This is a genomic window from Stenotrophomonas genospecies 3 (assembly GCF_054473855.1).
This window is the reverse complement of record NZ_JBTMUR010000008.1, coordinates 239897-260338: the sequence shown is the minus strand read 5'-3', so window position 1 is coordinate 260338 and position 20442 is coordinate 239897. Positions and strand designations below refer to the sequence as shown.

Genomic DNA, 20442 nt, shown 5'->3' with positions numbered 1-20442 from the left:
GCTGCCGGCCAGCGGCCGGCACTACCGTGCCCGTTTACCTGACGGGCCTGAGACTCTCCAGCAACACAGTTGCTACACGGACGTACTTGCGGCGTCCCCGCACTCCGACACCGCCCCGCCAACCCACGGATAGCTCGCTGTTGCTGTTGCCGTTGCTTCGGCTTGAAGCAGGTGCAGGGCTGCAAGCCCTGCCGAACAACCCCCTACCTACGCGGCAGGTAGGTAACCAGTGACAGGTCGTGCCGGCTCTCCGGCACCAGCGCCACGTACTGCAGGTCCAGCAACCCGCGCGTGGGGTGGTTCAGCTTCTTCGCGCCTTCGTCGAACCGGCGCACGTCGTGCTCCGGCCACCACTGGCGGAACTCCTCGCTGTGCGCGGCGATGTCCTCGGCCAGCGCCAGGAACGGGGCCTTGTCCGGCGCCTGCGCCATCGCCGCGCGGAAGCCGGCCAGCAGGCCGCGGGTCATTTCTTCCCAGTTGAGGATCAACGTGCGGTACGGCGGGTACAGGAACATCAGCCGCAGCGTGTTGCGCTCATGTGGCGCCAGCTGGCTGTAGTCCACGAACAGGTCGGCGATGGCCGGGTTCCAGGCCAGGATGTCGTAACGGGTATTGCGCACGTAGGCCGGGATCGGCTGCATGGCCTCGACCAGCTGGCGCAGGCCATCGGTCACTGTCTCATCGGGAGATTCCAGTGGCACACCGTAGCCGGACAGCGCGAAGGCATAGGCGCGTTCGTCGTCACTCATTCGCAGTACCTGCGCCAAGCGCTCAAGCACCTCCGGCGAAGCGCGCACTTCGCGGCCCTGTTCGATCCAGGTGTACCAGCTGACGCTGACGCCGATCGCCAGTGCGACTTCCTCCCGCTTCAGGCCCGGGGTGCGCCGGCGCCCGGCCGGGAGGCCGAGCGTGGCGGGATCGACACGGGCGCGGCAGGCCTTGAGGAAGCCGCCGAGTTCCTTGCGTTCACTTTCGCTGCGCATCATCGCCCTCCATCACGGAGGGTGATGATATCCGCGCAGGCACGTCGATCAGGCATCGACGCGCTTGGAGCCCACGGCCAGGCCGGCCTTCAGGCTGGCTTCGACGAATTCGTCGAGGTCGCCGTCCAGCACCTTCTGAGTATCCGAACGCTCGATGCCAGTACGCAGATCCTTGATACGGCTCTGGTCGAGCACGTAATTGCGGATCTGGCTGCCCCAGCCGATGTCGGACTTGGTGGCTTCGACCGCGTCCTTTTCGGCGTTGCGCTTCTGGATCTCCAGCTCGTACAGCTTGGCGGCCAGCATCTTCATCGCGTTGTCGCGGTTCTGGTGCTGGCTGCGGCCGGTCTGGCAGGCCACGACGATGTTGGTCGGGATGTGGGTGATACGCACCGCCGACTCGGTCTTGTTCACGTGCTGGCCACCGGCACCGGACGAACGGTACACGTCGGTCCGCAGGTCGGCCGGGTTGATGGTGATGTCGATGTTGTCATCGATTTCCGGCGACACGAACACCGAGGTGAAGCTGGTGTGGCGGCGGTTGTCCGAGTCGAACGGCGACTTGCGCACCAGGCGGTGCACGCCGGTCTCGGTCTTCAGCCAGCCGTAGGCATAGTCGCCTTCCACGCGCAGCGTAGCCGACTTGATGCCGGCGACGTCGCCACCGGAGACTTCCATCAGCTCGGTCTTCCAGCCGCGCGATTCACACCAGCGCAGGTACATGCGCAGCAGGATCTCGGCCCAGTCCTGGGCTTCGGTGCCACCGGCACCGGCCTGGATGTCGACGAACGCGGCAGCATTGTCCATCTCGCCGGAGAACATGCGCTGGAACTCCAGCTTCTCCACGTGCGACTGGTGCTTGTCCAGGTCGGCGACCACGGCCAGCGCGGTGTCTTCGTCCTGTTCGGACTCAGCCAGCTCAAGCAGTTCGGTGGCATCAGCCAGGCCGTCCAGCACCGAGGCGATGCCGCCCACGGTCTTTTCCAAGCTGGAACGTTCGCGGCCCAGGTTCTGGGCGTATTCGGCGTTGTTCCAGACGTCGGGGCTTTCCAGCTCCCGCGTTACTTCTTCAAGACGCTCCTTCTTGGCGTCGTAGTCAAAGATACCCCCGAAGCGACAGCACGCGATCGGTCAGATCGGTGATGCGCTGGCGGACAGGATTCAGTTCGATCATGTCGGCGGTTATGCATTCAAAAGATGACTGGTAATGATACCGCAGGCTGCGGGTACCCGGAATGAGGGCCTGGGCCTGCGCTGGGGAGGCTCGAGCGTGATGCGTCGGCGCTGCATTCAGGCAGGCGGTACCCGCCTTGGCGCGGGAAGCCGGCCAGGCTGCGGCCGACCCCACACAGGGCCTCCTTGCCCCAGAGCGGCGTCGACGAGGGTCTTCCTTGGCCCACCCTCGGACGGCCACTTGGGGCAGTTGACTATTTAACCTCGAACTCGCCCACCAGCACGGTCTCGGCGCGGTCCTTCAGTCGCATCGTCACCATCTGATCCTTCTGCTTTGCCGTGCCCCAATGGGTGGTCAGACGCAGCATCAGTGTCGTCGCGCCGGTGACCAGTTGCTGGCGGCTGCCAAAGTAGTTCGCCTCCACCTTGTACTTGCCCGGCTTGGCGTTACGCAGCGAGAACTGCTCGGGGCCATAGCCGCCGGTGAAGTCCTGCGACATCCGCCCGCCCTGGTAGGTCTGGCGGTTGCCGTAGTAGGCACGCTCGCCGTTCGGGTCGGTCACCCACAGGTCCATGTCACTGTTGTCGGCGTCCCACGACAGCACCACGCGCAGGTCCAACGGCATCGCCTGGAGCAGGCGCGGGTCGATGCTGGTGGTATCCAGCCGGGGCGTGCTGCGTGCCACCAGGTTGTTCAGCTCGTCCAGCGCGATCAGGGCGATGCCATCGAAACGATTGTCCCACGGCCGCACCACCACCTGGTACAGCGGCGCCAGCGCCTGCTGCGGCTTGCCCGCAGCCGCCAGTGCCAAGCCAAGATCGCGGAAGCTCTGCGGTTCTTCCTGGCCCATCGCCAGCACCTGCTCGAACACCGGCACCGCCAGTGCGGGGGCATCCGCCTGCATCAACCGGTAGCCGAGCACACGCAGCAGGTGGCGGTTGTCCAGATCCATCTCGGCCAGGTTCGACAGCACGCGCAGTGCCAGTTCGCGCTGGCCCTGCTCCAGCAGCAGGTCCGCCACATCGAGGAAGAATGCGCTGCTGTCGGCGTGGGCATCGCGCTCGGCCAGATAACGGTCATACAACTGCGACGGCGGCCCCTCGCGCAGGCGCTTGGCGATGGCCGAGTCCGGCTGCCAGGCCGCCAACTGGATGCCGAGCTCGCCCTCGTTGGCGGCAGCGGGCGCAGCGACACGGCCACCAGTGACCGTGATTGAATCGAGGGCCATGTTCGATGCAGGTGCTGAGCGACGCGCACGCGCGCTGCTGGCTTCCATGCGCTGCTCGGCGGCGGCGGCCATCGGTGCCGGGGCGGGTGGTGCCGCCGGGGCCGGCGCGGCGAGCATCGCCACCGGCGCTGATTCCATCGCGTAGTCCGCGGAGGCCACTTCCAGTGCCCCGCCCTTTGCCTGCGGCGGCATTCCCTTCGGCCAGCTGCGGTTCCACCACTGCTGGCGCTCCTTCCAGCGTGCCGCCACTTCATCCAGACGCTGGCGATCAGCAGCGCCGCGATCTCTTACCTGCACTGCGAACCTGGCGTCGTACTCGGCGCGCAGCGTGCCCGAAGGGCGGATCGCATAGCGCAGGTAGTCCTCCAACGTCTCCAGCACGATCAGTGAGGTGTCCGGGCCGACCAGGCCAAACTGCTGCGACAGGCGCTGCATCGCCTCGCGGTTGCCACGGCGGTCGGCGGCCAGCTGCTGCAGGCGCGCCTGCGCCCACAAGCCGGCCAGCAGCTCGCCGTCTTCACTCTTCTGCGTGGCGGGCAGCGCCTGCCATTCGCCGCCACCCACGCGCACCCGCATCGGCACACCGTCGGCCGCCAGTCGTGCATGCAGCCACAACCAGCCATGGGCTTCACTGCGACGATCGATCACCACGTCCTGCACGCCGCGCCCCGCATCGACCTGCACATCCAACGGCGACGACAGCAGCTCGCGCGCCGCCGCATCGACATCCTTGCCCAGCGCAACGAAGCGGCCGCCATGCGCTTCGCTCCAACCACGCAGTCGCACGGCATCGGTGCGCGCACCGGCGCTGCTGATCGCAAACAGGCGCTGGTCCGGCGCCATCGCCGGCAGCTGTTCCGGCCCATAGGTCAGCAGGCCATCGCTGACCAGCAGGTATTCCTTCACCCTCTGCTCTGGTTGCCACTGCGCCAGCGCGCTGGCACCGTCCGGGCGTACGGCCTGCAGTGCCGCACGCAGCTCACTCCAGTTACCGGCGCGGATACGGAATCGACGCACCGACTCGGCGCGATCCCGCAGCACGGTCAAGGCCACGGTGCCGTCACCCATCGCAGCGAAGTAGCGATCCAGCAGGGCAAGCTCACGCGAGCGATCGGGCTGTCCCGCCGAACCGGAGCCGTCCCACAGCAGGCCGATCTCGCTGGGCAACGTGCGCGGCGTGCTGCTGGCCGCCACCGGCAGCTGTGCCAACAGGTAGTGCCCGTCCTGCCGGGGCGCCACCTGGACCTGCGCCTGACGTGCTGCCGGCAGGTTCCACTGCAGCTGCTGCGGCAACTGCGCGCCCTTGCCCTGCCACAGCAGCTGGCCCCCGCTGATGCGGAAGGGCGCCGTACCCGCGGCCGTCGCGCCCGGGGCCTGCAGCTTCAGTTCAACCGAGGCTGCACCGGCGGCGAACTGCAGCGGCAGCGTCCACTGCCAGCCGTGGCCGTCGAAGGCCAACGGCTCACGCATCACCAGCTGCACGCGCCGACTGCCGCCGGCCGGCAGCGGGTAGATGCGCAGGCGGAACTGGTTGCCAGCGGTCTGTTCCAGCAGGCCCGGATCAACGCCACGGCGGGCAATCTCCTCGAACACCTGGCGGCCGCGGTCCTTCGGTACCGGCACCGCCTCGCGCAACTCGCCGTTGATATCAAGCGCGAAGCCGGAGATCTGCTGGCCATCGGCCAACGGGAACTGCAGCTCACCCTCCAGCACGCGCCGGTTCGGGTTATGGAATTCCAGGGTGATCCGGGTCTGAGCGATGCCGGCCTGCACCTCGCCCTCGATGCGGGCGTGTCGTAATTGAACCGGCTGCTCAGCCGCCGGCACGATCAGCAGCGGCGTGGCGGCCTGCGGCCGGGAGATCGGCGGCGACTGTGCGCCAGCGGGCCAGGCCGCAAGGGCCAGCAACAACACGGTGCAGCAACGGGCGAAGACCATGACCGGGCTCCAGTGGGATCGTGGACCTTTGAACGCACCAGCAACCGTAATGGGGTTGGCGCCTGTGCTCGCATCGACACACGCCCCTCCAACCAGCACCATGGAAGTCCTCGCCACACAGGGATGCACCATGCGCCCGTTGATTGCCTTGATCCTGCTGGTCCTGGCCGCCGCCGCCGCCGCTGGCAGCGTGAAAGGGCTGCGCTTCGCCCACTACGACTGGATGCTGGCCTGCGACAACACCCGTACCTGCCGCGCCGCCGGCTACCAGGACGATGTCGGCGGCAACTTGCCGGTGTCGGTGCTGCTGACTCGCAAGGGCGGACCCGGCCAGCCGGTCAGCGCCGAACTGATGCTGGGCCAGTACAACGAGGTCAAGCTGCCGACACAGCTGTCGCTGCAGATCAACGGCAAGGATCTGGGCGTGCTGTCGTTGACCGCAGACACGGCGACACTGTCTACAGCGCAGACCAAGGCACTCCTGGCCTCGCTGGCGCGCAGCAGCCGCATCGTGGCGGTCGGCAACGATGGCCAGCGCTGGACGCTGTCCGATCGTGGCGCCTCGGCGGTGCTTCTGAAGATGGACGAATTTCAGGGCCGGCTGGAGACTCCCGGCGCGCTGATGCGCAAGGGGTCGCGCGCCGAAGCCTCAGTTCCTCCCGCACTTCCGGTGCCTACGCTGGTTCTGGCGCCATTGGTGGCGGCACGAGCCACCGATGCCGCACTGGAACACTCACCCGCACTGCGCGCGGCGCTGGCCGCGGCCAACCCGGGCGGCGACTGCGTCGCACTGACACCCGAAGGCCTGCCGATGGTGGACGGCCCGCAGGAGCTGCGCGTGTCCCGGCTGGGGAGGACTTCCCTGCTGGTGTCTACGCTCTGCTGGCGTGGCGCCTACAACGAAGGCATCGGTTACTGGGTAGTGAACGATGCACCGCCCTTCAAGGCCACACTGGTGACCGCATCGGGCGGCGATGACGATGGTCGGGTAATCAGTTCGGCGCACAAAGGCCGCGGCTTGGGCGATTGCTGGTCCACCGCGAGTTGGGGCTGGGACGGGCGCCGCTTTGTGCAGACCGATGAATCCACCTCCGGCCTGTGCCGGCTGGTCGCGGCTGGGGGTGCATGGCACATGCCGACGCTGGTGACCGAGGTGACGCCCTGAGCTTGGCCAGTTGATTGGATCCACGCATAGCGCGCCGCCCACGGCCCCGCTCGCGAAGCGGCGCTCAAACCGGCAGGCAGTGCTCCACGATCAGCTGGATGGCGCTGCCGCCGCGATAGTCGTCGCAGGCCAGTCGATAGGCCAGATGCACATGACGGCCGGGTGCGTTGCCGTGCCAGCCGCCGAAATGGATCGCATTGATCGTGCCAGGCACGCCCGGCAGGCGCAGTTCCAGCTTCAGGTGGCGCTCCTTCAGGACGCGCCAGTTGGCCACTTCGAAGTGGCCGTCGAACAGCGGCTCGGGGAAGCCCTGGCCCCACGGTCCGGCAAGGCGCAACGCATCGGCGTGGCGATGGTCGAGCTCGTCGGCGGCCAGTTCGCCGTCGCTGAGAACCTGCTGCTGCAATGCCGCGGGGTCGAGCATCTCCAGCACCACGGCGATGAAGGCGGTCTTGAAGTCATCGACGTGATCCAGCCGCATGCTCAATCCAGCCGCCATGGCATGCCCACCGAAGCGTTCGATCAGTCCCGGATGCCGCGCATCGACCAGCGCCAGTGCGTCACGGATGTGCAGGCCGGGAATCGAGCGCGCCGAGCCACGCAGCGTGTCGGCACCGGGTTCTGCAGGCGCGAAGGCGATCACCGGGCGATGCAGCCGATCCTTCATCTTCGACGCGACCAGGCCGACCACGCCGGGATGCCAGTCGGCATCGAACAGGCAGGCGGCCACCGGTCGCTGGCCTGCCATATCCAGCACTACGCGGGTCAACGCCTGCTCGGCGTCATCGGTCATCGACTGCTGCACTGCGCGCCGTTCCGAATTGATCTGCTCCAGCGTCTGCGCGATCTCGCGCGCCTGGCGCGGGTCTTCGGTCAGCAGCAGCGCGATGCCCAGCGCCATGTCTTCCAGCCGGCCCGCAGCGTTCAGGCGCGGGCCGAGTGCGAAGCCGATATCAGTGGCGGTCAGTCGCGCGGCATCACGGCCACTGGCTTCGATCAGCGCACGCAGGCCGACACAGCCCTGCCCTGCGCGTAGACGGCGTAGGCCCGCACTGACCAGCGCACGGTTGTTCGGATCCAGTGCCACCAGGTCGGCAACGGTGCCCACCGCCACCAGGTCCAGCAGCGTGGTCAGGTCCGGCCCCTTGCCATCGGCAAAGACGCCGGCCTCGCGCATCTGCCGGCGCAGCGCCATCAGCACGTAGAAGATCACGCCGACACCGGCCAACGACTTGCTGGGGAAGGCATCGCCGTCCAGATTCGGATCGACGATGACATCGGCAGGCGGCAGCTGCGGGCCGGGAAGATGATGGTCGGTGACCAGCACCTGCCAGCCACGCGCCTTGGCCGCAGTCACACCCGCATGGCAGGCAATGCCGTGATCGACCGTGACCAGCAGGTCCGGTTTCAGCTCGGCCAACTCCTCCACCAGTGAAGGTGACAGGCCATAGCCGTGCACCATGCGGTTCGGCACCGCGTGGAAGACATGCTGCGCGCCGAGCATGCGCAGGCCACGCACACCGACCGCACAGGCGGTAGCACCATCGGAGTCGAAATCGCCGACCACCAGGATGCGCTTGTCGTTGGCGATGGCCTCGACCAGCAGTCCCACCGCATCATCGATGCCGGTCAGCAGCTCGGGCGCATGCAGGCTGCCCAGCTTCGGCAGCGCCAGTTCGGGTGTGCCTGCGCCACGACTGGCGTAAAGCCGCGCCAGCAGCGGCAGCGTGCCCTCCGGCCAGCTGCCGGGCACGAACGCATCGCGGCGGCGGATCATCGGCGTATCAGAGGTGGGCTGCACGGCATCGGCGGCAAGGGACATCGGCATCGCCGGTTACGAAAGACAGAGGGATGATACCGCGCGTGGGAGAGGCTGGCGGGATTGCGCCCGGCTCCTGCGGTAGTGCCGGCCGCTGGCCGGCAACCCCGGCAAACGTCCAGGGTCAGAACCGTTTTCCGATGGAAAACGGATCCGACCCCGCTCAATCGTGAAGCTGCCGCGGCTTTTTCCAGAACTGCCAGCGCTGGCCACGATCCAGCTGGAACTGCAGGCCATCCTCGAAATCCAGCACCAGTCGCTGCAGCTCGCCACGCTTCAGCGCAGCCAGCAGCGGACGGATCGCATCATTGCCGAGCTGCTGCAAAGAGCGCAGCTGGCGCAGGTCGACCAGTGCATCCACCGCCTGCTCGCCATCCACGGCCACGCCTGCCGCCAGAGCCAGGCCCTGCAGCAGGGCATCACGACTGCGCACCTGCGCATGCGCCGTACTGACCGACACCGGCATCACGCCGCCACCCCAGAACCACAGCGAATTGATCGGCTGTTGTCCCTGCGCGACGCGCTGCTGGTTCCAGGAATGGTTGTGCAGCAGCACCTGCGCTTCGGTCATCAGCGCCCGCCAACGGCGGCCACCCTCGCCTTCCGGCAGGTGCGAGAACAGGTCATCGCCCAGCACCTCGTCCGGACTGTCGAAGTCCGGCAGGGCCAGGTCGATCGGCAGCCGCAGGTACCAGCGCGAGGGATCGGGCGCGTCGAGCACGAACCCGGCATCGGCGAACAACGGCTGCAGCACCGGCAGCAGGGCCAGGCAGTCGGCCAGGGTCGGCCGCAACGTTTCGCCGTAGGCCATCATCCGCGCGCCGTGCATGTCCGGCACCATGCAGGCCGGATCGGCACGCAGCCAGCATGCGCCGGCAGCATCGCCGACGTCACGCTGGCGGCTCAGTGCGGCCACCGGCCAGTGCGGCGCGGCGACCGTGAAATGGCGCTGCAGCTGTGCCCGCTCGCCGGCTTCGAACTGCGAGGCGTTGGCGCGGCCCAGGGCACGCGCCACGTCATCAGGCAGCGCAGCCGCTGCAAAGCGGCTGCGCGCGGGCAACAGCAGGGTCGCCGTTGCCACCGGGTCAGTCCACGTAGCTGACGCTGACGATCTCGTACTCGCGCTGGCCGGCCGGGGCGTCGATCACGATCGAATCGCCTTCCAGCTTGCCGATCATCGCGCGCGCCACCGGCGAGGAGATGGCGATCAGGCCCAGCTTGATGTCCGCTTCCAGGTCACCGACGATCTGGTACTTCTTCTCTTCGTCGGTTTCCACGTCGGCCAGCGTCACGCTGGCGCCGAACACCACCTTGGAGCCGGCATTGAGCTTGCTCACGTCGATGATCTCGGCGTGCGACAGCTCGCCTTCCAGCTGCTTGATGCGGCCTTCGATGAAGCCCTGTTCCTCGCGCGCGGCGTGGTACTCGGCATTTTCCTTCAGGTCGCCATGCTCACGCGCTTCGGCGATGGCCGCAATGACCTTCGGGCGCTTGACCGACTTCAGGTGATCCAGCTCGTCGCGCAGCTTCTGCGCGCCCTTCATCGTGATGGGGGCTCTCATGCATTCAACTCCTTGTGCAGCTCCTGCAGCGACCAGACGGGGCCGGTGCCGCGGAATTCCAGTGAATCCACCAGCGCCTTGGCGCCGGCAATGGTGGTCGAGTAGGTGACGCGATGCTGCAGCGCCTCGCGACGGATCGAGAACGAGTCGTTGATCGCCGAACGACCTTCGGTCGTGTTGACGATGTAGACGATCTCGCCGTTCTTGATCGAGTCGACGATGTGCGGACGGCCTTCGACCACCTTGTTGATGATCTCGCAGTCCATGCCGTGCTGCTGCAGCCACGCGGCGGTGCCACGGGTGGCGACCAGGCTGTAGCCACGCGCCAGCAGCGCCTTGGCCACCGGCAGCACGCGCTTCTTGTCCGGATCGCGGACCGAGACGAAGGCCTTGCCGACCGGCGGTGCCTTGATGCCACCGGCTTCCTGCGCACGCGCGAAGGCAGCGTTGAAGGTGCGGCCCACGCCCATCACCTCACCGGTGGAGCGCATCTCCGGCCCGAGGATCGGGTCGACGCCCTGGAACTTGGCGAACGGGAAGATCGCCTCCTTCACCGAGTAGTAGTCCGGCACGATTTCCTTGGTCGCGCCCTGCTCGGCCAGGGTCTTGCCGGCCATGCAGCGGGCGGCGATCTTGGCCAGCGGCATGCCGGTGGCCTTGGACACGAACGGCACGGTGCGCGAGGCACGCGGGTTCACTTCCAGCAGGTAGATGGTGTCGGCACCTTCATCGCTGGTCTGGATCGCGAACTGGGTGTTCATCAGGCCGACCACGTTCAGGGCCTTGGCCAGTTCCACCACCTGGCGACGCAGCTCGGCCTGGGTTTCAGCCGACAGCGAGTACGGCGGCAGCGAGCACGAAGAATCGCCCGAGTGCACGCCGGCTTCTTCGATGTGCTCCATCACGCCGCCGATCAGGACGTTGCCCTGGGCATCGGCAATGATGTCGACGTCGCACTCCACGGCGTTGTCGAGGAAGCGGTCCAGCAGCACCGGCGAATCGTTGGACACCTTCACCGCGTCGCGCACGTAGCGGGCCAGGTCGGCTTCGCCGTAGACGATTTCCATCGCACGGCCGCCCAGCACGTAGCTCGGGCGCACCACCAGCGGGTAGCCGATCTCGCGGGCCAGCAGCAGGGCTTCCTGGTCGTTGCGGGCGATGCGGTTCGGCGGCTGCTTCAGGCCCAGCTTGTCGACCAGCTGCTGGAAGCGCTCACGGTCTTCGGCCAGGTCGATGGAGTCCGGGCTGGTGCCGATCACCGGCACGCCGTTGGCTTCCAGCGCGCGCGCCAGCTTCAGCGGGGTCTGGCCGCCGTACTGCACGATCACGCCCTTCGGCTGTTCCAGTTCGACGATTTCCAGCACGTCTTCCAGGGTCAGCGGCTCGAAGTACAGGCGGTCGGAGGTGTCATAGTCGGTCGACACGGTTTCCGGGTTGCAGTTGACCATGATGGTTTCATAGCCATCCTCGCGAAGTGCCAGTGCTGCGTGCACGCAGCAGTAGTCGAACTCGATGCCCTGGCCGATGCGGTTCGGGCCACCGCCCAGGATCATGATCTTGTCGCGGTTGCTCGGCGCGGCCTCGCACTCGTCCTCGTAGGTCGAGTACAGGTAGGCGGTACCGGTGGAGAACTCACCGGCGCAGGAATCGACGCGCTTGTAGACCGGGCGCACCTTGTGCGCACGACGCAGCGCGCGGATGGCGGCTTCGTTGGTGCCGGTCAGCTGCGCCAGGCGTGCGTCGGAGAAACCGGCGCGCTTCAGCTTGCGCAGGCGTGCAGCGTCCAGCGCGTCGATGCCACCAGCAGCGACTTCAGCCTCGGCAGCGATGATTTCCTCGATCTGGTCCAGGAACCAGTGATCGATGAACGACAGCGCGTAGATCTCTTCCACGCTCATGCCGGCGCGGAATGCATCGGCGACGAAGAACAGGCGCTCCGGACCCGGTGCCTTCAGTTCGCGGCGCAGGGTCTGCAGGTCGTCTTCGTTGCCCAGGTCCAGGCCGGTCGGGTCGAAGCCGACCTTGCCGGTTTCCAGGCCACGCAGGGCCTTCTGCACCGACTCCTGGAAGGTGCGGCCCATCGCCATCACCTCACCCACCGACTTCATCTGGGTGGTCAGGCGGGCGTCGGCGGCCGGGAACTTCTCGAAGGCGAAGCGCGGGATCTTGGTGACGACGTAATCGATGGACGGCTCGAACGAGGCCGGGGTCAGGCCACCGGTGATTTCGTTCTTCAGTTCGTCCAGGGTGTAACCCACGGCCAGCTTGGCGGCGACCTTGGCGATCGGGAAGCCGGTGGCCTTGGAGGCCAGCGCCGAGGAACGCGACACGCGCGGGTTCATCTCGATGACGACCACGCGGCCGGTCTTCGGGTTGATGCCGAACTGCACGTTCGAGCCACCGGTATCGACGCCGATCTTGCGCAGCACGGCGATGGAGGCATCGCGCAGGCGCTGGTACTCCTTGTCGGTCAGGGTCTGCGCCGGCGCCACGGTGATCGAGTCACCGGTGTGCACGCCCATCGGGTCCAGGTTCTCGATCGAGCAGACGATGATGCAGTTGTCCGCGGTATCGCGGACCACTTCCATCTCGAACTCCTTCCAGCCCAGCACCGACTCTTCCACCAGCACTTCGGTGGTCGGCGACAGTTCCAGGCCGCGGCTGACGATCTCGACCAGCTCTTCGCGGTTGTAGGCGATGCCGCCACCGCTGCCGCCCAGGGTGAAGCTGGGGCGGATGATGGTCGGGTAGCCAACGCGGGTCTGGATCTCCAGCGCTTCGTCTAGGGTGTGGGCGACGGCGGCGGTCGGGCATTCCAGGCCGATCTCACCCATGGCCACGCGGAACAGCTCGCGGTCTTCGGCCATGCGGATCGCTTCGCGCTTGGCGCCGATCAGTTCGACGTTGTACTTCTCCAGCACGCCGTTGTCGGCCAGGTCCAGCGCGCAGTTCAGCGCGGTCTGGCCACCCATGGTCGGCAGCAGCGCATCGGGCTTTTCCTTGGCGATGATCTTCTCGACCGTCTGCCAGTTGATCGGCTCGATGTAGACGGCGTCGGCCATCTCCGGGTCGGTCATGATCGTGGCCGGGTTGCTGTTGACCAGTACCACGCGGTAACCCTCGTCACGCAGGGCCTTGCAGGCCTGGGCGCCGGAGTAGTCGAACTCGCAGGCCTGGCCGATGACGATCGGGCCAGCACCGATGATGAGGATGGTCTTGAGGTCAGTGCGCTTGGGCATTTTCTTCTCTAAGTCAGTACAGCGTGACAAGGGGGAGTGATCGCACGCTGTCGATCAGGAATCTTGAACCGCAGCGCCGCGCCAGGGGCAGCAGCGATGCGGGGTTTACGGTCCATCGCGACGCCACCGGGGGGCCGGCGGCGTACTGATCACGCCTTGGCCTGCTCCATCAGCACCACGAAGCGGTCGAACAGCGGGCCGACATCGGTCGGGCCCGGCGACGCTTCCGGATGGCCCTGGAACGAGAACGCCGGCACGTCGGTGCGGGCGACGCCCTGGTTGGTGCCATCGAACAGCGAGCGGTGGGTCACGCGCAGGGTCGGCGGCAGGGTCGCTTCATCGATCGCGAAGCCGTGGTTCTGCGAGGTGATCATCACCCGGCCGCTGTCCAGGTCCTGCACCGGGTGGTTGGCACCGTGGTGGCCGTGGCCCATCTTCATGGTCTGCGCGCCCGAGGCCAGGCCCAGCAGCTGGTGGCCCAGGCAGATGCCGAAGGTCGGGATCTTCACGTCGATGAAGGTCTTGATCGCTTCGATGGCGTAGTCGCACGGTTCCGGGTCACCCGGGCCGTTGGACAGGAACACGCCATCCGGCTTTAGCGCCAGCACTTCGGCGGCCGGGGTCTGCGCCGGCACCACGGTGACTTCGCAGCCGCGCTCGGCCAGCATGCGCAGGATGTTGGTCTTAACGCCGAAATCGTAGGCCACGACCTTGTACTTGGCCGGCACGCTGACGAAGGCATTGGCATCCAGGTCCAGCTGGCCCTCGGTCCAGGTGTAGGTCTTCTCGGTAGTGACGACCTTGGCCAGATCCATGCCCTTCAGCCCCGGGAACTTGCGGGCGGCTTCCAGTGCCTTTTCCACGTCGATGTCACCGGCCATCAGCGCACCGTTCTGCGCGCCCTTCTCGCGCAGGATGCGGGTCAGCTTGCGGGTGTCGATGCCGGCGATGGCGACCACGCCACGCTGGATCAGCCAGTCCTGCAGCGACACCTGGCTGCGCCAGTTGCTGGGACGGCGCGGAACGTCGCGCACGATCAGGCCGGCCGACCACACCTTGGACGCTTCATTGTCCTGGTCGGTCATGCCGGTGTTACCGATATGCGGATAGGTCAGCGTGACCATCTGCCGGGCGTAGGACGGGTCGGTCAGCACTTCCTGGTAGCCGGTCATGGCGGTGTTGAACACCACCTCACCGACGGACAGGCCGGGCGCGCCTACGGATTCGCCCTCGAATACGGTGCCGTCTTCGAGGACGAGGATTGCGGCTTGGGTCACGGGAATCTCACTTTGGCTACCGAGGGGGCTGCCGAAGTCACGCCTGCGCTTCACGGAAATCCGGTTGCAAAAAAGCGCGGACGTGCGGTCTGGGACCGGTCCGGCTTTCGTGATTCGGCGAGTGCGAATTGTAGCGCTGCCGGGGCGCTCGCGCCAGCGGTTATCGCACTTCATGAACAGGCGATTGCGCATTCATTTCAATCCGGCGGCGTATGCGGGCCGCCATGACCCTGGTAGACGCCAACCTTGGTTGGCGCTTCCCGGAAAGCCTGCCAACCAAGGTTGGCATCTACCATCGGCCTGGACCGTTACCGGGGGCCGTCAAGCAGGTCCCGCACCCGGTAGCTGCCCGGGGCGCGGCCCTGCAGCTGGCGGGCGGCAAACAGGGCGCCGCGGGCGAAGATGTCGCGGTTGGTGGCCCGGTGCACCAGCTCGATGCGCTCACCCAGGCCGGTGAACTGCACCAGATGCTCGCCGACGATGTCACCGGCACGCAGGCTGGCGTAATGCGGCTCCGCCCCACCCCGCTGCGCGGCCGCGCCCAGGGTCAGCGCGGTACCCGACGGCGCGTCCTTCTTCTGCGTGTGGTGCGATTCGACGATGTCGCAGTCCCAGCCGGCCAGCGCCTGCGCCGCGCGCTCGACCAGCTCGTCCAGTACCGCCACGCCCAGGCTGAAATTCGACGCCCAGACCAGCGGGATGGACGCCGCCGCGGCCTCCAGCGCCTGCCGCTGTGTGCTGGAGATGCCAGTAGTGCCCGAGACCAGGCCCGCACCCCGCTCCACGCATAGCGCCAGCATCGGGTCGAAGCCCTCCGGCAGGCTGAAGTCGATCGCCACATCGAACACCGGCGCGCCAGGCAGTTCGCTGGCGCCGAAGAACGGCACGCCGTCGACCACGCGCTGGGTCGGCGCACGGCCGGTTACCGCAGCCACGATCTGCAGGGTTTCGGGATGTTCGGCGGCCAGCCGCAGCAGGGCCTGGCCCATGCGCCCGGAGGCACCGTGAATGAGCAATCGCAGGGGAGTCTGGTTCATGCCTGCAGGCTAGCGGCAGCACGCCTGCTCCGGCAAGCGCCATCGCTGCTACGCTGCATGCCCTTTCATGCAATGGATGGCAGCTCCTTCATGCAGATCAGCGAACAGCTGGTGCTGGTCACTGGCGCCGGCCGCGGCCTTGGCAAGCACATCGCCCGCGCCTTTGCCGCCCAGGGCGCCCGCGTCATCATCAACTACCACCGCAGCGAAGCCGCCGCACGTACGCTGGCCACTGAGCTGGGCGGACAGGCGATCGCGCTGCCGGCCGACGTCACCGACCGCGCCCAGGTCGATGCGATGCTGCAGCACGCACTGGCCCACTTCGGCCAAGGTGTCACCACCGTGGTCAACAACGCGCTGGCCGCTTTCTCGTTCAATGGCGATGCCCGCGACGGCGCTGCGGAAATCGGCTGGCCGGCCTTCCAGGCGCAATTCGAGGGCAGCGTGCGTGGCGCACTGAACACCGTGCAGGCCGCCCTGCCCGGCATGCAGGCCCGCCGCTTCGGCCGTGTGATCAACATCGGCACCAACCTGTTCCAGAACCCGGTGGTGCCCTACCACGACTACACCGCCGCCAAGGCCGCACTGCTGTCGCTGACCCGCACACTGGCCGGCGACCTCGGCCCGCACGGCATCACCGTCAACATGCTGTCCGGCGGCTTGCTGTGCACCACCGATGCCAGTTCCGCCACGCCGGAAGCAGTATTCGACTACATCGCCGCCAACACCCCGCTGCGCAGCGTCACCACCCCGGCCGAATTCGCCGATGCCGCGCTGTTCTTCGCCAGCCCGTGGTCACGCGCGGTGACCGGCCAGAACCTGGTGGTGGATGGCGGACTGGTGCGGGACTGAGCCGATGCGCATCTCCGAGGTCAGCCGCCTGACCGGTGCCAGCGCCAAGGCCATCCGACTGTACGAGGCGCGCGGCCTGCTGCCGCCGGTGCCACGACTGAACCGCTACCGCGACTACAGCGAACAGGACGTGGCCTGGGTGCAGCTGATCCGCCAGGCGCTGGGGCTGGGCATCACGCTGGCGGCAATCTCGCGCCTGCAGGGCCGCGACGGGCGGCTCGACTGGCAGGCAGTGCAGGCCCTGCTTGAGCAGCAGCGCAGCCGCATTGCCAGCGAGCGGGCACGGCTGGCGCAGGTCGAGCTCGACCTGCAGCAGGTCAGCGACGAACTGCAGCAGTGGCTGCTCTCCGGCAGTACTGACTGCATCCTGCAACCCAGCAGCTGCACCACCGGCGTTTGACTCTGCCCCTGGGGCATAGCCCAACCTCGCGCACTTTCCATTGCCCGAGGTTGCCGTGTCCCGCTCCATCCTTGTCCTGCTGGGCCACCCCGACCGCGACAGCCTGTGCGGCGCCCTCGCCCAGCGCTATGCCACCGCCGCCGAAAACGCCGGCCATCGGGTGCGACTGATCGCATTGGGCGACCTTGAATTCGACCCGGTGCTGCGCCACGGTTACCGCCAGATCCAGCCGCTGGAAGCCGACCTGCAGGAAGCCGCCGATGCGATCGAGGCCTGCGATCACCTGGTGCTGGTCTACCCAACCTGGTGGGGTGCGATGCCGGCGCTGCTGAAGGGCTTTTTCGATCGTGTGCTGCTGCCGGGGTACGCCTTCCGCTACCGGCGCGATTCGGTGTGGTGGGACCGGCTGCTGGCCGCGCGCAGCGCGCGGGTGATCACCACGCTGGATACGCCGCCCTGGTACTACCGCTGGATCTACCGCGACCCGGGCATCACCCAGATCCGCGCCCCCCTCCTGGAATTCTCCGGCATCCGCCCGGTGCGGGTCAGCCGACTCGGTGCGGTACGCAGCAGTACCCCGGCACAACGCAGCAGTTGGCTGGCGCTGGCAGCAGAGCTGGGTTCACGCGCCAGGTAGATCCACGCCATGCGTGGATGAAATGCCGGCCACGTTCCATGTGTCGCGTTTGCCAATTGACCGCCAGGCACCGCGCCTCAAGGCTGTGGGCCCTTCTTACGGCCCAGGCAAAGCCCATGAAATCCTCGACTGTCTTCAGCAAGTGCGCCAGGAAGACCGGCTTTTCCGGCACGTCGACGACCCGCTACCGGGTGCTGGATGACGCCCTGCTTGTCGTGAATCACCAACGCGCCAGTGAAAGCCGGGGCTTCTATGTGAATGCCGGGCTCTACTTTCCAGAGCTGCTCGAGTATCCCCTTGCACCTGACGATCTTGAAACAGCTTTCAGGTACCGCTCCAGCATTCCCACGCCCCATGTCGACTGGCGGATCGAAGAAACGCCGGGCCTGCGCCGGGCGTTCATCCAGCAGGATCTGGATGATCTGCTGGAGGCCGGAAACCGCGACGGGCTCAAAGGCCTGCTGCTCGGTGCCCTTGCCGACGTGGCGGGCTTCGCGGCAACCCATGGAAACCGCGAGTCGGTGCGGCGATTGAATCAGGACGGGAACTTCCGGGCGATCATCCGCAGAGAGGTCTGAACCCCGGGAGCGTGCGAACCAAGGTTCGCACCCACAGGGCGAAGGCCCGCACCCACCGGGCGAAGTTCGCACCTACCAAGGCAGCGTCAGTGCTGTTTGGGCGGCGTCGGCCCGCAGCTGTCGCAACCGCCACAGGCACCACCGCCTCCGCTAGGCGGCGGTGCGATCTTCCGCCCCAGCGCCTGCAGCCAGGCGGCGCGGCTGGGTTTCAACAGGGCCAGCGCCAGCGCCCCGCGCAGCTTGCGCACGGTGCCGGGGAACTGCTTCTTCAACACCACCCAGGCACTGACCAGTACGGCCACCGCGATGATCAGGTACTGGATCAGCAGGCCGGTATCCATCAGCCGCCTCCCAGCGCCTTGGTCACCTGGTAGGTGATCAGCGCCGCCACGTAGGCCGCAGCAAACAGGTAGAACGCCGAGAAGGCCATCGTCTTCCACGAATTGGTCTCGCGCTTGATGGTGGCCAGCGTCGAGATGCACATCGGGGCATAGATGTACCAGACCAGCAGCGACAGCGCGGTGGCCAGCGACCAGCCGTCGCTGATCAGCGGGGTCAGTGCCTGGCTGGCGGCATCGTCATCGGCTGCGGACAGCGCGTACACGGTCGCCAGCGAGGACACCGCCACTTCGCGCGCGGCCAGGCCCGGAATCAGCGCAATGCAGATCTGCCAGTTGAAGCCCAGCGGCGCGAAGAACACCGCCATCGCATGGCCGATCTGGCCCGCATAGCTGTAATCGATGGCCGGCATGGTGGCGCCGGCCGGAGCCGCCGGGAACGACAGCAGCACCCACAGCAGGATGGTCAGCGCCAGGATGATGCCGCCGACGCGCTTGAGGAAGATCATGCCGCGCTCGTACAGGCCCACCGCCAGGTCGCGCACGTGCGGCAGGCGGTATGACGGCAGCTCCAGCATCAGCGGGTGCTCGCTCTTGTCGCGGCGCCACTTCTTCATGATCCACGACATCGCCAGCGCACTGAGGATGCCCGCCGCATACAGGCCGAACAGCACCAGGCCCTGCTGGTTGAACACGCCCCACACCGTCTTCTGCGGGATGAACGCGCCAATCAGCAGCGCATACACCGGCAGGCGTGCCGAGCAGGTCATCAGCGGCGCGACCAGGATCGTGGCCAGGCGGTCACGCGGGTCCTGGATGCTGCGCGTGGACATGATGCCCGGCACCGCGCAGGCGAAGCTGGACAGCAGCGGGATGAACGAGCGGCCAGACAGGCCGGCGGCGGCCATCATGCGGTCGAGCAGGAACGCCGCACGCGGCAGGTAGCCGGATTCCTCCAGCACCAGGATGAAGAAGAACAGGATCAGGATCTGCGGGAGAAACACCACCACGCCACCCACACCGGCGATGATGCCGTCAGTCAGCAGGCTGGCCAACGGGCCTTCCGGCAGCACGCTGCCAACGAAGGCACCAAGCCAGGCGAAACCGGCCTCGATGCCATCCATCAACGGTGTCGCCCAGGCATACACCGCCTGGAAGATCAGGAACATCACCACCGCCAGGCTGATCAGGCCGAACACCGGGTGCAGCAGCCAGCGGTCCAGCGCGTCGTCGACTTTGGCGGTCCGTGCCGGCATGCGCACGGCCACCGACAGGATCTCGCGCACCTTGGCGTGGTAGTCGATGCCACCTTCCGGGCCCGGCACCGGTGCATCCAGGTGCGGCACCATCGCATCAAGGCGCTCGACCAGGGCCTTGGCGCCCTGCTTGCGCACCGCCACGGTTTCCACCACCGGCACGCCCAGCTCGCGCTCCAGCGCGGCCACGTCCACCTGGATGCCACGGCGCTGGGCCGCATCGACCATGTTCAGCGCAACCACCATCGGCTTGCCCAGCTCGCGCAGTTCCAGCGCGAAGCGCAGGTGCAGACGCAGGTTGGTGGCGTCGATCACGCACAGCAGCACGTCCGGTGCAGCCTCGCCCGGGTAGAAGCCCCGGCACAGGTCACGGGTGATCGCCTCGTCCAGGCTGGCCGGGTGCAGGCTGTAGGCACCTGGCAGATCGAGTACGGCGAACTCGCGGCCGGACGGCGCGCGCAGGCGGCCTTCCTTGCGCTCGACGGTGACGCCGGTGTAGTTGGCAACCTTCTGCCGGCTGCCGGTCAGCTGGTTGAACAGCGCGGTCTTGCCACTGTTGGGGTTACCGACCAGCGCAATGCGCAGGGGCGCGGTAGAAGTTGCAGCGGTCATGCGCGACGCTCCTGGCGGTTGGCGTCGACCACGACGCGCTTGGCTTCACTGATACGCAGCGCAAACCGGGTAAACCCGACCTGCACCAGCAGCGGCTCGCCACCGACCGGGCCCTTGGCCACCAGGCGCACTTCCTCGCCCTTCACGAAACCCAGCTCGCGCAGGCGACGGGCGATGGCATCGTTGGCATGGAGGTCCTGCACGGACTCGACCACGGCCGAGGCGTGCAGCGGCAGTTCGGACAGCGTCATCTAGCGCATTCTCTGCTGGATGTAAATGGTTCTCGATTCTAACATTCCCGCGTCGCGTCATGGCCCATGACCAATGGCCCGCTATGATCCATACAG

Annotated in this window: 17 protein-coding genes; 5 read left to right on the top strand and 12 right to left on the bottom strand. The window is 67.0% G+C overall.

Annotated features, from left to right (window positions below; translation table 11 throughout):
* Positions 1–203: 203 nt before the first annotated feature.
* The 3 genes from ACX9OT_RS12965 to ACX9OT_RS12955 form a co-directional block, all read right to left on the bottom strand.
* Positions 204–986: a helix-turn-helix transcriptional regulator gene (locus ACX9OT_RS12965; RefSeq protein ID WP_046985666.1), complete on the bottom strand. Its 783-nt coding sequence runs from the start codon at positions 984–986 to the stop codon at positions 204–206.
* Positions 987–1031: 45 nt separating this feature from the next.
* Positions 1032–2157 (bottom strand): peptide chain release factor 2 gene (gene prfB / locus ACX9OT_RS12960; protein WP_097048047.1). Its coding sequence is split into 2 segments (ribosomal slippage): positions 1032–2081 and positions 2083–2157, totalling 1125 coding nucleotides; the frame shifts between segments, so codons are not numbered across the junction.
* Between the two features lie 253 nt (positions 2158–2410).
* The gene (locus ACX9OT_RS12955) at positions 2411–5323 is read right to left on the bottom strand and encodes a DUF2135 domain-containing protein (RefSeq protein ID WP_459002454.1); all 2913 of its coding nucleotides are present in this window, start codon (positions 5321–5323) and stop codon (positions 2411–2413) included.
* Positions 5324–5453: 130 nt separating this feature from the next.
* Here ACX9OT_RS12955 and ACX9OT_RS12950 point away from each other — a divergent pair, with 130 nt between their 5' ends.
* Entirely contained in the window at positions 5454–6488 is a 1035-nt protein-coding gene (locus tag ACX9OT_RS12950) for a DUF1176 domain-containing protein (RefSeq protein WP_459002452.1), read from the top strand.
* Positions 6489–6552: 64 nt separating this feature from the next.
* Here ACX9OT_RS12950 and recJ read toward each other — a convergent pair whose 3' ends face one another.
* The 6 genes from recJ to dapB form a co-directional block, all read right to left on the bottom strand.
* Positions 6553–8310 (bottom strand): single-stranded-DNA-specific exonuclease RecJ, encoded by a 1758-nt coding sequence (gene recJ, locus ACX9OT_RS12945; RefSeq protein WP_459002450.1) that lies wholly within the window; start codon positions 8308–8310, stop codon positions 6553–6555.
* Between the two features lie 160 nt (positions 8311–8470).
* Positions 8471–9388, bottom strand: a complete 918-nt coding sequence (locus tag ACX9OT_RS12940; protein ID WP_458075144.1) for a phosphoglycerate mutase — start codon at positions 9386–9388, stop codon at positions 8471–8473.
* Positions 9389–9392: 4 nt separating this feature from the next.
* Positions 9393–9857 (bottom strand): transcription elongation factor GreA, encoded by a 465-nt coding sequence (gene greA / locus ACX9OT_RS12935; protein WP_026347191.1) that lies wholly within the window; start codon positions 9855–9857, stop codon positions 9393–9395.
* Positions 9858–9865: 8 nt separating this feature from the next.
* Entirely contained in the window at positions 9866–13108 is a 3243-nt protein-coding gene (carB, locus tag ACX9OT_RS12930) for a carbamoyl-phosphate synthase large subunit (protein WP_459002448.1), read from the bottom strand.
* Positions 13109–13257: 149 nt separating this feature from the next.
* Entirely contained in the window at positions 13258–14385 is a 1128-nt protein-coding gene (gene carA, locus ACX9OT_RS12925; protein ID WP_005413213.1) for a glutamine-hydrolyzing carbamoyl-phosphate synthase small subunit, read from the bottom strand.
* A 308-nt stretch (positions 14386–14693) separates the two neighbouring features.
* Positions 14694–15422, bottom strand: a complete 729-nt coding sequence (dapB, locus tag ACX9OT_RS12920; protein ID WP_080291787.1) for a 4-hydroxy-tetrahydrodipicolinate reductase — start codon at positions 15420–15422, stop codon at positions 14694–14696.
* Positions 15423–15512: 90 nt separating this feature from the next.
* On the opposite strand from dapB, the gene ACX9OT_RS12915 reads away from it, so the two are divergent.
* The 4 genes from ACX9OT_RS12915 to ACX9OT_RS12900 all read left to right on the top strand — a co-directional run bounded on the left by ACX9OT_RS12915 (position 15513) and on the right by ACX9OT_RS12900 (position 17889).
* A complete protein-coding gene (locus ACX9OT_RS12915) occupies positions 15513–16274 on the top strand; it encodes a 3-oxoacyl-ACP reductase (protein WP_459002446.1) in 762 nt (253 codons plus the stop codon).
* Between the two features lie 4 nt (positions 16275–16278).
* Positions 16279–16674 carry a MerR family transcriptional regulator gene (locus ACX9OT_RS12910; RefSeq protein WP_459002444.1) on the top strand — a complete coding sequence of 132 codons (396 nt, stop codon included), beginning with the start codon at positions 16279–16281 and terminating at the stop codon, positions 16672–16674.
* A gap of 55 nt (positions 16675–16729) precedes the next feature.
* Positions 16730–17311: an NAD(P)H-dependent oxidoreductase gene (locus tag ACX9OT_RS12905; protein ID WP_459002442.1), complete on the top strand. Its 582-nt coding sequence runs from the start codon at positions 16730–16732 to the stop codon at positions 17309–17311.
* A gap of 116 nt (positions 17312–17427) precedes the next feature.
* Entirely contained in the window at positions 17428–17889 is a 462-nt protein-coding gene (locus ACX9OT_RS12900; RefSeq protein ID WP_459002440.1) for a DUF4304 domain-containing protein, read from the top strand.
* Between the two features lie 86 nt (positions 17890–17975).
* On the opposite strand, the gene ACX9OT_RS12895 is transcribed toward ACX9OT_RS12900, so the two are convergent.
* From ACX9OT_RS12895 to ACX9OT_RS12885, 3 genes are read right to left on the bottom strand one after another with little or no spacing between them, the layout of a single operon-like run.
* Positions 17976–18230, bottom strand: coding sequence for a DUF6587 family protein (locus ACX9OT_RS12895; protein ID WP_107432689.1), 255 nt, complete (start codon positions 18228–18230; stop codon positions 17976–17978).
* Positions 18230–20095, bottom strand: a complete 1866-nt coding sequence (gene feoB / locus ACX9OT_RS12890) for a ferrous iron transporter B (protein WP_049400127.1) — start codon at positions 20093–20095, stop codon at positions 18230–18232. Before feoB ends, ACX9OT_RS12895 begins: the two co-directional genes overlap by 1 nt.
* Positions 20092–20346 (bottom strand): FeoA family protein, encoded by a 255-nt coding sequence (locus ACX9OT_RS12885; protein ID WP_032128790.1) that lies wholly within the window; start codon positions 20344–20346, stop codon positions 20092–20094. Before ACX9OT_RS12885 ends, feoB begins: the two co-directional genes overlap by 4 nt.
* Positions 20347–20442 lie beyond the last annotated feature (96 nt).